General features: G+C 65.7%; 12 protein-coding genes. 4 read left to right on the forward strand and 8 right to left on the reverse strand.

The window, feature by feature from the left end; translation table 11 throughout:
• Positions 1 to 91 precede the first annotated feature (91 nt).
• Entirely contained in the window at positions 92 to 1,588 is a 1,497-nt protein-coding gene (locus IRI77_RS17740) for a DUF1593 domain-containing protein (protein ID WP_194453365.1), read from the forward strand.
• A 110-nt stretch (positions 1,589 to 1,698) separates the two neighbouring features.
• Positions 1,699 to 2,934 carry an aminotransferase class V-fold PLP-dependent enzyme gene (locus IRI77_RS17745; protein ID WP_194453366.1) on the forward strand — a complete coding sequence of 412 codons (1,236 nt, stop codon included), beginning with the start codon at positions 1,699 to 1,701 and terminating at the stop codon, positions 2,932 to 2,934.
• A gap of 11 nt (positions 2,935 to 2,945) precedes the next feature.
• On the opposite strand, the gene IRI77_RS17750 is transcribed toward IRI77_RS17745, so the two are convergent.
• The 4 genes from IRI77_RS17750 to IRI77_RS17765 all read right to left on the reverse strand — a co-directional run bounded on the left by IRI77_RS17750 (position 2,946) and on the right by IRI77_RS17765 (position 8,046).
• Entirely contained in the window at positions 2,946 to 3,779 is an 834-nt protein-coding gene (locus IRI77_RS17750) for an AraC family transcriptional regulator (protein WP_194453367.1), read from the reverse strand.
• A gap of 89 nt (positions 3,780 to 3,868) precedes the next feature.
• A complete protein-coding gene (locus tag IRI77_RS17755) occupies positions 3,869 to 6,517 on the reverse strand; it encodes an ABC transporter permease (protein ID WP_194453368.1) in 2,649 nt (882 codons plus the stop codon).
• Positions 6,514 to 6,858 (reverse strand): PadR family transcriptional regulator, encoded by a 345-nt coding sequence (locus tag IRI77_RS17760; protein WP_194453369.1) that lies wholly within the window; start codon positions 6,856 to 6,858, stop codon positions 6,514 to 6,516. Before IRI77_RS17760 ends, IRI77_RS17755 begins: the two co-directional genes overlap by 4 nt.
• Before the next feature lie 159 nt (positions 6,859 to 7,017).
• Positions 7,018 to 8,046 (reverse strand): AraC family transcriptional regulator, encoded by a 1,029-nt coding sequence (locus IRI77_RS17765; RefSeq protein WP_194453370.1) that lies wholly within the window; start codon positions 8,044 to 8,046, stop codon positions 7,018 to 7,020.
• A gap of 128 nt (positions 8,047 to 8,174) precedes the next feature.
• Between IRI77_RS17765 and IRI77_RS17770 the strand changes: the two genes are divergently transcribed.
• Positions 8,175 to 8,810, forward strand: a complete 636-nt coding sequence (locus IRI77_RS17770; protein ID WP_194453371.1) for an NADPH-dependent F420 reductase — start codon at positions 8,175 to 8,177, stop codon at positions 8,808 to 8,810.
• On the opposite strand, the gene IRI77_RS17775 is transcribed toward IRI77_RS17770, so the two are convergent.
• Positions 8,807 to 9,592 (reverse strand): methyltransferase domain-containing protein, encoded by a 786-nt coding sequence (locus IRI77_RS17775; protein ID WP_194453372.1) that lies wholly within the window; start codon positions 9,590 to 9,592, stop codon positions 8,807 to 8,809. The two genes, IRI77_RS17770 and IRI77_RS17775, sit on opposite strands and share 4 nt — an antisense overlap.
• 224 nt (positions 9,593 to 9,816) lie before the next feature.
• Between IRI77_RS17775 and IRI77_RS17780 the strand changes: the two genes are divergently transcribed.
• The gene (locus tag IRI77_RS17780; RefSeq protein ID WP_228486794.1) at positions 9,817 to 10,305 is read left to right on the forward strand and encodes a hypothetical protein; all 489 of its coding nucleotides are present in this window, start codon (positions 9,817 to 9,819) and stop codon (positions 10,303 to 10,305) included.
• A gap of 54 nt (positions 10,306 to 10,359) precedes the next feature.
• On the opposite strand, the gene IRI77_RS17785 is transcribed toward IRI77_RS17780, so the two are convergent.
• Genes IRI77_RS17785 through nirB form a run of 3 tightly spaced genes read right to left on the reverse strand, consistent with a single transcriptional unit; the run spans position 10,360 to position 14,371 of the window.
• Complete coding sequence (locus IRI77_RS17785) at positions 10,360 to 11,607, reverse strand: nitrate/nitrite transporter (protein ID WP_194453374.1); 1,248 nt, start codon at positions 11,605 to 11,607, stop codon at positions 10,360 to 10,362.
• Positions 11,604 to 11,933 carry a nitrite reductase small subunit NirD gene (gene nirD, locus IRI77_RS17790; RefSeq protein WP_194453375.1) on the reverse strand — a complete coding sequence of 110 codons (330 nt, stop codon included), beginning with the start codon at positions 11,931 to 11,933 and terminating at the stop codon, positions 11,604 to 11,606. The genes IRI77_RS17785 and nirD overlap by 4 nt, the downstream gene beginning before the upstream one ends.
• Complete coding sequence (gene nirB / locus IRI77_RS17795; protein ID WP_194453376.1) at positions 11,930 to 14,371, reverse strand: nitrite reductase large subunit NirB; 2,442 nt, start codon at positions 14,369 to 14,371, stop codon at positions 11,930 to 11,932. The genes nirD and nirB overlap by 4 nt, the downstream gene beginning before the upstream one ends.
• Position 14,372 lies beyond the last annotated feature (1 nt).

Genomic DNA, 14,372 nt, shown 5'->3' on the forward strand with positions numbered 1-14,372 from the left:
CGCGAAGCAGAGGAGCGGTAACTCTATGCGGCTTGATCGGGAACCAGAGTGGAATCAGGCAGGGCGGAGGCGTCCTGGCCTGCGATCATCGATGCGAACCTCATTGCGAATCCTGATCGCCGGCCTGGCCCTGGCGGGCATCGCCCAGCCTCAACCCGCGCCGCCCGTGGACAACTTCAACGGCCACCCGCGCGTCATCGTCCTGAGTGATATCGGCAACGAGCCGGACGACCAGATGTCGTTAATCCGCTTCCTGCTCTACTCCAACGAACTGGATATTGAAGGCATTGTCGCGACCACTTCCACGTGGCAGAAGAAGGTCGTGCATCCGGAGACCATGCACACGCTGGTGCAGGCCTACGGCAAGGTGCGGCCCAATCTGCTGCAGCACGCCAAGGGCTGGCCGGCCGCGGAGGATCTCGACCGCCTGATATTCTCGGGGCAAGCCGCCTACGGCATGGCCGCGACAGGCGCAGACAAGCTCTCAGAGGGAGCACAAGCGATCATCCGGGCCGCTGACCGGGACGATGCGCGTCCCTTGTGGATCAGCCTGTGGGGCGGAGCCAATACACTGGCGCAGGCGCTGATCCAGGTGAAGGCGACGCGCGATCCGGCCGCCGTCCAGAAGTTCGTTGAAAAACTGCGCGTCTATTCCATCTCGGACCAGGACGATGCGGGGCCGTGGATCCGGCGTGAGTTCCCCGCCCTGTCCTATATCGTCCTTCCCTCGACACCAACCAGCGGCGAGTATTACTACGCCACCTGGACAGGCATCAGCGGCGACGTCTACTACCGCAACTGCGCCGGCGCCAACGGGGCTGTAGTGACGAACGAATGGCTGGATGCCAACATCCGCAGCAAGGGGCCGCTGGGCAAGCTCTACCCGAAGTTCGCCTTCATCATGGAGGGCGACACGCCTTCCTTCCTCGGCCTGCTCGACAACGGGCTCAACGCGTACCGCCGGCCGGACTGGGGCGGTTGGGGCGGCCGCTACCTTTACCGCCAACCCTACGGCGAGAGCCACGCGATCTGGACGCAGGGCGGGGACATGTTCTCCCGCGTGACTTCGCAGGACACGGTAACGGGCCTCGACGGCAAGGAGTACATCTCGGATCATGCCACCATCTGGCGTTGGCGGGACGCCTACCAGAACGACTTCGCGGCACGCATGGACTGGACGAGCACCGACTTCGCGCATGCCAATCACAACCCGCATCTGGTGGTGAATGGCTACGCGGGCACGGCTCCGGTGGTCCTCGATGCGGTGGTGGGCCAACCTCTGCAGTTGGACGCGACCCGCAGTGCGGACCCCGACGGCCAGAAGCTGAACTTCACCTGGTTCCATTACGGAGAGGCAGGCGCCACCGGCGCGAACCTGGCAGCCGTCACCCTGGCCGGAGCGGACACGTCGAAGGCGGTGGTGACCCCCACGGCCGTCTGCCGGCCCCAGTGGTTTGCGGGCGTGGGCCGGTGCTCAGGCATCGGCGTCGCGCACATCATTCTCGCCGTGACCGACGAAGGTTCGCCAAAACTGACCTCGTACCGGCGGGTGATCCTGAACGTGCGCGCGGCGCCCCCGCGCCAATAGGCATCCGGGCGGCTATGTTAAACTCCAAAGCTGCCCACGTGGAGCCCGGCCCCGTACCGCCGCCCTGACAGGAATCCAGAGTTCGCAGCAGGTGAGCGGAGGTCTATCCGATGTTTACGCGTCGAGGTTTCATCCACAGTTCGGCAGCCGCCGCGCTAGGCGCCGCGGAGACGAAGCCGGCCCTCCCCGACAAGGCGAACTTCCGCGTGCAGGAGTTCCAGACCTGCCTGAACGCCGGGCGCTGGCATCCGTTGAGCAATGGTGCGCGCGCCGCCGCAAACCTGTACCAGGAGTACAAGCAGCGCGGGATCTGGGATCGCAATGGACTGAGATCCGGCGCCAATCCCAATGCCCACGGCGGCTCGCAGGCCGAAGCCAAACAGCTCTTCGCGAAACTCATCAACGCCGCGCCGGAGGAGATCGCCTTCGTCCAGAGCACCACGGCGGGCGAGAACCTGGTGGTGCAGGCCCTGGGGCTTCCTGCCGCTGGAGCGAACATCGTGACCGATGGACTGCACTTTGAAGGCTCGCTCTACCTTTATGACGCGCTGATGAAGCAGGGGCTGGACGTCCGCCTCGTGAAGCCGAAGAACTGGCGCATCGAGATGCGCGACCTGGAGCAGGCGATCAACAAACAGACGCGGCTGGTGGCCATCTCGCTTGTCTCCTATATCAACGGCTTTCAGCATGACCTGAAACGGATCTGCGACGTGGCGCACGCCAACGGAGCCCTGGTCTATGCGGACATCGTGCAAGCGGCCGGCGCCGTGCCGGTGGATGTCAAAGCGTCGGGCATCGACTTCTGCGCCACGGCCAGCTACAAGTGGCTGATGGGCGACTTCGGGCTGGGCTTCCTCTACGCCCGCAAGGACCTGCTGGAAGGGCGGCTGAAGCGTACGGTCTACAGCTACCGGCAACTGCGCAGCTTCTCGAACCACATGTTCCCCTACGACAGCCCGGGCCCCTCAGCCGTGGGCTGGGAGCAGGACCACTCAGCGGCAGGCTACTTCGAACAGGGCACGCTGGCCAGCGCGGTCTCCGAGACCCTGGCTTATTCGCTGCAGTACATCCAGACCCTCGGAGTGGAAAACATCCGGAGGCACAGCCAGTCGATGATTGCGCACCTGCGGCGGGAGGTGCCCAAGCTGGGCCACCCGCTCATCACGCCCGAGGGCTCGACCGGTCCGCTGGTCGCCTTCCAGTTGGAGAACCCGCAGTTGGTCGAGGCGAAGTTGAAGAAGGCGAAAGTGGACGTGGCCATCACGGACCACCGCATGCGCGTTTCGCCGTCCGTCTACAACGACCACGAGGATGTGGAGCGGCTGCTGCGGGCCCTCGGCAGCTAGGGCTCACCGGGTCAGGCCTTGATTGGGATCCAGATCTCGAAACCGCCGCTGCCCGTACGCCCATCGAACTCTTCGCCGTAGCGCTCGAACTCCGGCCCTTCCGCGATCTGCAGTCCCGCCTCGGGCAGCCCTTTGTTCCAGATGGTGGACCACGCCTGCCGGATGGTGGAGACGTGGCCGCGATGGGTGAACACGGCGTAACGCTGCTCAGGGATCCGCAGCCGGCTGAACTCCGGCGGCGCCAGGGTGAAGTCGGAGACCTCCACGCCGGAGATGTACTCGATGTTGCCCGAGTCGTCGCTGTTGCAGACGACGCCATAGGCGGCGCGGCCTACCTGGCTGGGGATGTGGCTCAGGTAGGGTCCGAAGCGTTGCCATTGCGCGGGGATGGCCGCGCAGGTTTCCGCCGTGTAGCGTTCGCTCAGGCCGGCGATCAACAGGGTCTTGCCTGCCTCGATGCGCGGCGGATCCAGGTGAGTCAGAAGGGTCTCGTCCATCTTGATGGGCTCCATGAGTTCGATATCCTGCAGCGTGCCTCGCGCGCGGAAGGCCTCGGGCGTGAGCCCGAAACAGTCGCGGAAGGCGCGGGTGAATGCCTCGTGAGAGCCGTAGCCAGCCTCCAGCGCGACGGCCAGGATATCCGGAGCGCCCCCGGCCAGCGCCCGAGCCGCCTCAGTCAACCGGCGGCCGCGCACATAGCGCATCACCGTAGCGCCCGTAACACTGCTGAAGGCGCGAATCAGGTGAAAGCGGGACACGCCAGCGGCAGTGGCGACAGCGTCCAGCGTGAGCTCTTCCGCGTAGTGGCTCTCAATGAACCAGAGGGCCTTCGCCACGGGATTCATGAATACGCTCTCCTCGGCACCTGGCCAGAATAGCTGTCGCGAACAGTATCGACTTGATCTGGATTGCGGTTGACGGGATCAGATCCGGATTAATCCTGGCGCAGGGCGCCGACGGGATCGATGCGGCTGGCCCGCCGGGCCGGCACATACGTAGCCAGTAGGGCGGCGGCCACCAGCAAGCCCGTCATCGCCAGCAGGGTGAGCGGTTCGGTGCGCTGCACTCCGTCCACCAGATGCTGCAGCAGCCGGACCGCGCCCCATGCGGCGGCCAGGCCCAGCAGCACTCCGGCCGCGATCATCGCCAGGCCCTGTTTCAGAACCAGCCGCAGCAGATCGGCTGCCGTGGCGCCCATCGCGATGCGGACCCCAAATTCCGGCACACGCCGGCCGGTGAGGTAGGCCATCACTCCATAGATCCCGATGCAGGCTAGCAACAAGGCCAGGCCGGCGAAGAGACCGAACAGGAACAGCAGGAAGCGCTGCCGAGCCAACATGCTGGTGGCCAGTTGCTCCATCGTGCGGATCTCATAGAGCACCTGGTCGCCGGTGGTGCCGCGCACAGCATTGGTCAAGGGCTCCACCACACTCAGGGGAGACCGGCTGGTGCGGACGGCCACCGACATCAGTTCGGACCAGCGCCGCACAAACCGGTCGGGCACCTGGGCGAAGGGGTAGTAGAACTGGGCCCGCACGCTGGCCTGATCGTCGACGGCCGGGCCCCAGTGACGGACGTGGCTCACCACGCCGACCACCAGCAGCGCGCTGTCTGACAGGTCGGGCATCCAGAGATGCTGGCCGACCGCCTGTTGGCGCGGGAACGCGCGCTGGGCCAGGACCTCATCGATCACGACGACGGGCGCGCCGCCGAGCTGGTCCTGATCAGTGAAGAAGCGTCCCTGGCGCAGCGCGATGCCCATCACCTTCAGGTACTCAGGCGTCACGCTGGTCGCGAGCGCGACGTTCTGATCGTTGGGGGCGATGACTCCTGGCACCGTGGAGTACCCAACCTGATTGTTGCCCTCGCGCATTGGCACGGTGTCGACCAGGGAAACCGCCTCCACGCCGGGCACCTGGCGCGCGCGGTCGAGCACATCGCGCCAGTTGGAGCGCATCTTGCCGGGCTCGGTGACGGCGCTGGGCGACAGGGCCATGCGGGTGACCAGCACATTGTTGATGTTGAGGCCGGGATCCAAAGCCGAGAGCCGCAGGAGAGTGCGGCCCAGCATTCCGGCGGAGACCAGCAGGACCACGGCGAGAGCGAGCTGGACGATGACGAATCCGCCATGGACCCGTCGCGACGCGCCGGCCAGGGTGCGCCCGCCGGCGCGCAGGGTGCGGTCGAGGCCGCGGGCAGGTGCGCGCAGGGCCGGCATCAGGCCGAACAGGAAGCCGCACGCGAGGGAGACGCCCACGGCCGCCAGCGCCACGCGCCAATCCAGCCGGATCTCCTCGATGCGCGGCATGATGCCGGGCCAGAAGTAGAGAAACGGGCGGACGCCGAAGGCGGCCAGGAACAGGCCGGACAAGCCGCCCGCGAGCCCGAGCACGGCACTCTCCGTGAGACACTGGCGGATCAATCGGGCCCGGCCTGCGCCCAGCGCGACCCGCATAGCGAGTTCCCGCTCGCGGGCGACGGCGCGCACCAGCAGCAGGCTGGCTACATTGGCGCACGCGATGAGCAGCAGGAGGCCGGCGGCGCCCAACAGCAGCCACAGCGTGGAGCGAACATCGTCCACCTGCGGTTTGAGCGGCGCGGCGACGAAACTGCGGGCGGTATTGGAGTCCGGATACTGGCGGGCTAGCTGGCTGCCGAGCAGTGACAGCTCCGCTCGGGACTGTTCGAGAGTGGCCCCCGGGCGGAGGCGGGCCACGACATTGATGCCGGGATGCGCCTTGCGGAGCGCCATGACCGGCTCAGTATTCTGGCCGAGCGGAGTGAAGACGTCGACCGCCTCGTCATCCAGCCGGAAGCCCACAGGCGCGATGCTGACCACGGTATGGGGCTTGCCTTCAAAGAGGATCGACGTGCCCAGCACCGCCGGATCGGCGGCAAAGCGGCGGCGCCAGAAGCCCTGGCCCAGGATCACGGCCGGCGCGGCGCCGCGGGTGTCCTCCTTCGGCAGAAACTCGCGGCCCAATGCCGGAGGGAGCCGCAGGACCGAGAAGAGCCCGGCCGAGATCTGACGGGCGGAGACATACTCCGCGTCGCCACGGCTGCCGAAGGTCCCGCCGCTGAATCGCCAGGCCGCCATCTCGAGGGATCGGCTGGCGCGCTGCACGTCCAGGAAATTCGGATAGGCGAAAGCCCACTGGTTGCCGAAACGGGTGGAGAACTCCGTCTGTTCGTGCAGCGAAACCAGGCGATCGGCCTCGGGATAGGACAGTGGTTTCAGCAGGACACCATTCACGATGGTGAACATCACCGTCGCCGCCCCGATGCCCAGCGCGAGCGTCAGCAGCGCTACGGTGGAGAAGCCCGGCTGGCGGCGCAGGGCGCGCACGGCGTACCGCACGTCCAGCACGAAATCCTCCAGCCAGCGGGTGCCCCGCGAGTCGCGGCAGGCTTCTTTCACCTGCTCAGGACCTCCGAGATCGAGGCGGGCCAAGCGCTGCGCCTCGGCCGGATCGTACCCCTGGGCAATGAGTTCGTCGACATGCAGGGCCAGGTGGAACTCAAGCTCCTTCTCGAGTTGCTGCTCAGACCGGGACCGGAACCACAGATGGCGCCAGCGGCTCATTCGGCCGCTCCTTCGGGCACCTGCAGGATGAGTCCCACAGCCTCGGCCAGGCGCTTCCAGCTCTCGGCTTCCGTCTCCAATTGTGCTCGCCCCTTGCGGGTGAGGCGATAGAACTTCGCTTCCCGCCCGGTATCGGTGAGTTTCCAATCGGCGGCCAGGTAGCCGCGGGTCTCCAGCCGGTGGAGCGCCGGATACATCGAGCCTTGCGGCACCTGGACGACGTCCTGGGAGACCTGCTGCAGGCGCTGGCCGATGGCATAGCCATGCACGGGCCCCATGGCCACGGTCTTGAGGATCAGGAGGTCAAGGGTGCCTTGCGGGAGATCGGATTTTGGCGGCATGGTGGATACTTTGTGCTTCTACATATTACACGCGGACATGTAGAAGTACAAGGTGTGCACGGAGGAGTTGATGATTGCGAACGGAGAGGCTGGTTGAGCCGCGGAATGCCCTTTGTATCCTCTTCGCTCATCGGCAGGCCGGCAAGCACGTGCCGGCTGTCAACCCACCGTGGGATTCGATGGGCCGGACTGCGCGGTCGTACTGCGCCGGTAGGCACCGGGCGGGACCCCGATGATGCGGCGAAAGGCTTTTCCAAAAGCGATCTCCGAGGTGTAGCCGGCGAGTTGCGCCGCCGCGGCGAGGGTGAGCTTCCTTTCCCGCAATGCGCGGGCCGCGCGGTGCATGCGGAGGCGGGTGAGATAGGTGAGCGGCGGTTCTCCGACAAGGCGGGTGAAGCGGGCGGCGAAGGGCGAGCGGGAGAGCCCCACCTTGCGACTGAGGGTCTGCAGCGTCCAGGGATGCTCGGGTGTCTCGTGCATCAGGGAAAGGGCGGTGTGGATCTGCCGGTCGTTGAGGGCGGCCAACCAGTGGCTGTCGGTGGGCTGATCGCGAAGCCACGCCCGGATGACGCGCACGAAGAGAATGTCCATCAGGCGCGTGAGCACGGTCTCCCAGCCGGGTAGCGCATCCTCCGATTCCACCACCAGGGCGCGCATCACGGGCTCCAGATGCGTCCGCGTGCCGCTGGTGTCACCCCGCAAGTGCAGCACAGCCGGCAACAGTGCAAGCAACGGGACCCCATCCCGCAGGAAGCTAAACGAGCCGCATAACATCGACGTCAATGGACCCGAGCCGCCTTGTATCAGCAGCCGGCAGCGGCCGGTTGTACCTCCGCCGACCAGGTCGAGCACGGGCACGGCCTCACCGCCGGGCCGATCGGAGAGGTAGTAGGCATCGCCATAGGGAAGCACCACCAGATCGCCGGATTGCAGCAGGCGCGGCTCCGTGAGATGGCCCGGGCAGTGCAGCCAGCAGGTACCCTGATCGATCCAGTGGAAATGGGCCGAGTCGCCTTTCTCGAAGCTCATGCCCCAGGGTGCGTGCAGTTGCGAACGGCAGAACAGGCGGGACTGGAGGCCCAGTCCGTTGAGGACGTCAGTGAGCACATCTGCGCCGCTGACCTCGATGACACGCCGCAGTTTCCGTCCGGCAGGACGATTGGTTTGTTTTCTCGGACTCTTGCTCATTTACAGTTCTGGCCGCTGAACGAGAATGACTATAAGCCAGCTCGCCGGCGCACTGCAAGCTTGCAGCGCAGCAGGCACGGCTGACGACGGAGCAGTGCCTCGAAATCCCGGCCAGGAGGGGAAGGATCATGAAGCTCGCTGTCATAGGCGCAGGAAATGTGGGCGGAACGCTGGCGCGGCGCTGGTCCGCGCTGGGCCATGAGGTGGTGCTGGGCCTGAGGGAGCCCGCATCCGCAAAGTCCAGGGCGCAGGCCGCTGAACTGGGCCTCGCCGCGATGGACCGCGCCGCCGCCGCGCGGGGTGCTGACATTGTCCTGCTGGCGACTCCAGGCGGTGAAGCGGCGGTCGAGGCCGCCCGCGCCTGCGAACTACAGGCAGGGCAGATCCTGGCCGATGCCACAAATCCGCTGAACGCGCGGCTGGATGGCCTGGATCATCCCAACGGACTTTCAGGAGCCCAAGAATTGGCCAGGGCATTACCGAACGTGCGGGTGGTGAAGGCGTTCAACACGGTCGGCTTCGGCATCATGGCCCAACCGGTGCGGGAGGGCCGCCGCAGCGTATTGTTCCTCTCCGGCGACGATCCGGACGCTGTGGAGAAGGTCTCCGCCCTGGCCGCGGAAACCGGATTCGAACCGCTCTACCTGGGCGGGCTGCCGGCGTCGCGGATGCAGGAGGAACACGCCGTGCTGTGGATTCACATGGCTATCAAGGCCGGGCTTGGCGTCGACTTCATGTTCTCCATCTGCCGGGGCGCCGCCTAAGGACGACGGCCCGTCACGGTTCGCATGGCCAGGGTCTGGCGGATCAACTCCGTCCGGACCCATTCGCTATAGAGAGAGCGGACCCGCGGCAGTTCGGCCTCTGGAAAGAAGCCGCCCTGGGCCACCTGCGCTCCGACACTGTCGATCACTTCGACCCAAAGCGTGGTGCGCTGGGGGAAGTCGGGCTGGCCACGTTCTGAAACTTCATCCTGGAGATGAGTTTCGACCTCCACCAGTCCGGCCGCCTCCAGCAGGGCGGGCAGGTGGTCGGCCATGCGGTTGTCCAAGTGGTGGGCCTGCCGCCAATCGAGGAACGCCTGGTAGAAGCGTTGGAACTCGCCCGGCGGCGCGGGATCCCAGGCGTTGTCCGCGTGGTTATAGTCGAGGATGACAACCAACCCGCCGGGCTTTACGGCGCGGGCCATGGCGGCCACAGCCTGCCCCGGCTCGGCAATCCACTGCAGCGTGCGGGCCGCGGTCACGACATCGAACTGAGCGGGATAGTCGAGGGTCGTTGCATCGCCCTGTTCAAAGTGCAGGTTCGCGAAGTCCCCGCAGCGGACCCGGGCCGATTCGAGGTGAACCGGATCCCGGTCGACGCCGACCACCTGACCTTCGGACCCGACCGCTTTCGCGATGCCCGCGGTGATCGCGCCGGCTGCGCAGCCGACATCCAACACGGAGAGACCCGGCCGCAATAGCCGGGCCAGGTGGCGGTGATCCTGTTCCAGCGTGCGGCGGCCCAGAATCCGGGCGTCGGAGCGGTGTGATTGTGCGTGCATCCCTAATTCACGATAGAACACCCCAGAACCGCGGCTACCACTTTCCGTGGAGGCGCGGACTACCCCAACTGGGTAGCCGCCTCTCACCGCATTGCGGCATGTGTCGCGGAGCCCAATCCCCGACACTGGGTAAGTCGCGGAACTGGGATCACCGATGACTGCACCTGTCATTCGACCCAGCGCCGCCAATTCCCGGCAAGGAGCCACGAATCATGATGCTCGGTATGAGCCTTTCCACTTTCACTTTCGTTCACGTCCTGATCAGCCTCATCGGCATCGCCTCGGGCTTTGTGGTCGTAGCCGGGCTGCTTGGATCCAAGCGGATGGACGGCTGGACGGCGATCTTCCTGTCGACCACAGTCCTGACCAGCGTGACCGGCTTCGGCTTCCCGGTGAAGCAGTTCCTGCCGTCGCACGCCATCGGCATCCTCTCGCTCATCGTGCTGGCGGCGGCGATCCTCGCGCGCTACACCTACGGTTTGGCGGGCGGCTGGCGGCGGGTGTATGTGGTCTGTTCGATGATTGCGCTTTACTTCAACGTGTTTGTGGCCGTCGTGCAGTCGTTCCTGAAAGTGCCGGCGCTGCACGAACTGGCGCCTACGGGGTCGGAGCCGGCCTTTGTAGTAGCGCAGTCAGTGGTCCTGCTGCTCTTCGTCGGGTTGGGGATCCTGGCCGGCAAGCGCTTCCGGATCGGATCGCTGCTGACGGCCTAGTGGTGAGTATGCGGCCGGGCGAGAGCACAACTCCTTCGCCCGGCCGCGGGCCTGCTAGTCGGCGGGCTCCGATGCCCAAACCGAGCGCAGGCTGAACAGGCCGGCTCTGCGTACCGTCTCCTCTGGCCATTCCTGGAGCCATTTCGCCCCCAGGCGCAGCAGCACGCAGAGCACGACCAGCGTGAGTCCGCCGAAAGCAAGCAGGCCTGCGCCATAGCTCCCCGCGTGGTCTTTCAGATACCCCATCTGGGATGGCAGCAGGAAGCCGCCGATGCCTCCGGCCGCGCCCACCAGTCCGGTGATCGTTCCCACCGAGCCCGCAAAGCGCTGCGGCACCAACTGGAAGATCGCACCATTGCCCAGGCCGAGCATCGCCATGATCAAACCCAGCACCGCCACGGCGATCCCCAGGGCAGGCAGCGTGCTGAGGGCGCACAAACCGGCACCCGCCACAAGCAGCACGCCCAGCAGGACGCGGTAACCGCCGGCACGGTCGGCCAGCCAGCCGCCCACCGGCCGCAGGAAGCTGCCGCACACGACGATGAGGGTCACGAAGTCACCGGCCTGCACCTTGGACAGATGGTACTGGTCGACGAAGAAGACGGTGAGGAAACTCGCCAGGCCGACGAAGCCGCCGAAGGTGATGGAGTAGAAGAGGCAGAACCAGCCCGTGTCGGCCTGCGCCAGCAGGGCCTTGTACTGCTTCCACGTGACCGGCGCTTTGGGCGCGGGGCTTTCCCTGGCCAGCAGGGCGAAGGCGACCAGCACCAGAAGCACCGGGACCGCCGCGAAGGCGAAGGCGTTATGCCAGCCGAAGTGAGTGGCGATGCGGGGCATGAACAGTGTGGCCAGCAGGGTACCTGAGTTCCCCGCTCCGGCGATGCCCATGGCGAGCCCCTGATACTCCGGCGGATACCAGCGCGACGCCAGCGGCAGGGCCACGGCGAAGCTGGCGCCGGCCACGCCCAGCAGGGCTCCGATGCCCAGGAAGTGCTCGAAGGAGGAGGCGTAGCGCCAGCCCAGCAGCAGCGGCAGCAGCGTCACCGAAAGACCCAGCAGACCCGCGCGGCGTCCGCCGATGCGATCGGCCAGTGTACCGAGGACGGGCCGGAAGAACGAGCCCGACAGCAGCGGGATGGCCACCAGCAGCCCCTTCTGCGAAGCCGTCAGATGCAGTTGCTCCGCCAGAAACGGGCTGAGCGGACCCAGCAGCACCCACACCATGAAGCTCACGTCGAAGTAGAGGAACGAGGCGAGCAGCGTCGGCCAGTGGCCTGCCTTCAGAAAGGCCTTGGAAGTCATGCGACGGCCTCCTTCATCTCCGGCAGCTGGATCTCGACAATCCCTTCAATCACGCGCACGGGATAGGTGGTGACACCCACGGGCACGTCCGGCTTCAGCACCTTGCCGTTCTCCAGGTTGATGTTCCAACCATGCAGCGGACAAACGACGGTTGTGCCCTTCGTGATGCCGTCGCACAGCGGCCCCAGATTGTGCGGGCAGCGGTTGTCGATCGCCTTAAAGCCGTCGGTCAGATGGAAGATCGCGATTTCGCGCCGTCCGATGCAGACGCTGCGGCCTTCGCGCAGGGGTACGTTTTCAGCGGGAGTGACTTTCAGCCAGCTCATCGGTAGGAGACCTCCTCGGGTGCTTCCATGGGTTGAATCTGAACGAACTGCGTGGCGGTCTTGGGTTGTTCGCGCTCCAGCCACGCGTCATAGGAAGCAGACTTGGCTTTCCTCAATCGATCCAGCAGGCCGGCTCTTGCCTCCGGCACTGCGTAAACGGTTTCGCGGCGGATCTTGTCCATGCCGGTGCGCTCGACGAAATCGTAGGTGCGCTCCAGGTAGTTGGCGTGTTCGCGGTAGTACTGGAAGAACAGCTCCGCCGATTCCAGGGCCTCTTCCGTCGAAGCCACGGTCACCAGCACGTCAGCCTTGCGCACTGACTTGCCGGCCGCTCCGCCCACCACCACCTGCCAGGAGCCTTCCTGGCCCACCAGGCCGATGTCCTTCACCGTCGCCTCCGCGCAGTTGCGGGGACATCCGACCACGGCCAGCTTGGTCTTGTGCGGGGTGAAGAGATTCTCCAGCCGCTTCTCCAGTTCGACGCCGGTGCTGATGGCGTCTTGCGTGCCGAAGCGGCAGAACTCGCTGCCGACGCAGGTTTTCACCATGCGCACGCCCTTGGCGTAGGCTTGCCCCGAGGGCATGCCGAGATCGGCCCAGATGCCCGGCAGATCCTGTTTCTTCACGCCGAGCAGGTCGAGCCGCTGGCTGCCGGTGACCTTGACGAGTGGAACGTTGTACTTCTCGGCCACCTCGGCGATGCGCCGTAGCTCCGCCGGCGATGTCACTCCGCCGCGCATGCGGGGGACCACGCTGAAGGTACCGTCCTTCTGGATATTGGCGTGGACACGGTCGTTGATGAAGCGGGAGGAGCGGTCTTCCTCGTGCTCCCCGCACCACACCATGTCGACCATGTAGCTGAGCGCCGGACGGCATTTCTCACAGCCCGTCCCATTGCCGTAGATGTCGAGCACCTGCTGTACGGAACGGATCTGCTGCGTGTGGACCATCTCCCGCAACTGCTCTTCCGGGAACGGCACGCAACTGCACAACACCTGTTTGACGTCGGGCTCAAAGCCGGGCGCCACAGCCGCCAGCAAGGCGGTACAGGTCCCGGCGCAGGATCCGCAACCGGCCGATGCGCGGGTCGCCTCCTTCAACTGGGAAAGCGTGCAGATGCCGCGATCGTGGATGGCCGTGATGATGGTGCCCTTGCTGACGCCCATGCACCCGCAGACCACTTCGCTGTCGGACATCTCCGCGATGGAGGCGCCAGGGTCCTTGGGCGGTTCGGGGATCAGCAGGTTGCGGCGCTTGGCCGTGAGATCCTCTTTCGAGCGGATCCACTCCATGTAGCGGCCGCTTTCCGAGGTATCGCCCACGAGGATCGCGCCCACCATCTGTCCGCCCTTGAGCACCAGCTTCTTGTAGATGCCGAGGCCCGGATCCTCATAGCGCACGATGTCGAGACCCGCTTCGGTCTCTTCGATCACACCGGCGGAGAAGACCTCCACCCCGGCCACCTTCAACTTGGTGGCGGTGGAGCTGCCTTCGTACGTCGGACCCTTATTGCCGGTGATCGTGGCCGCCAGCACTTTGCCCTGTTCGATCAGCGGGGCCACCAGGCCGTAGGTCATGCCGCGGTGTTCGACGCACTCGCCCACGGCAAAGATGTCGGGATTCGAGGTTTCCAGGAAGTCGTTCACGACGATCCCGCGCTTCACTTCCAGACCGGCCATGCGACCCAGTTCCGCATTCGGCAGGATGCCGGCGGCGACTACGACGAAATCGGCCGGCAGGATCTTGCCCGTGTTCAGCTCGACGCTCTCGACGCGCTCCTTACCGTGGATCGCGCGCACCGTGCACTTGGTGCGCACGGTAATGCCGAGGTTCTCCATCTTGCGCTGGACGTAATGGCCGCCGGTGCTGTCGAGCTGGCGGTTCATCAGCGTGTCCAGCAGGTGGATCACGGTCACCTCGCAGCCCTGCACCTGCAGTCCGCGAGCCGCTTCCAGACCCAACAGCCCGCCGCCCAGCACGATGGCGTGCTTGCCCGGAGCCGACCACTCCAGCAGCCGCTGCGTGTCATCCAGCGTGCGCCACGCGCAGACGCCTTTCTTTTCGAGACCCGGCACCGGCGGCACGAAGGGATGGCTGCCGGTGGCGATCAGCAGCTTGTCGTAAGAGGTCACGGCGCCGTCGTCGCCGCTGATGGTGTGGGCCACCGGATCGACGCCGGTGATCCGCACGCCCAGGCGCAAGGAGATGTTGCGCTCGCGATACCACTCCAGCGGGTTCAGCGTGATGTCGTCGAAGCCATGGACGCCGGCCAGGACGTTTGACAGCAGGATGCGGCTGTAGTTGACGTGCGTTTCATCGCCGAAGATGGTGATGTCGAACATGTCGCCATAGCGCAGGATCTGCTCCAGACAGGCGATGCCTGCCATGCCGTTGCCGACCAGAACCAGATGGGGCTTCTTTGCTTTGCGGGGCTTCATT

Source organism: Paludibaculum fermentans, from assembly GCF_015277775.1.
GTDB lineage: Bacteria > Acidobacteriota > Terriglobia > Bryobacterales > Bryobacteraceae > Paludibaculum > Paludibaculum fermentans.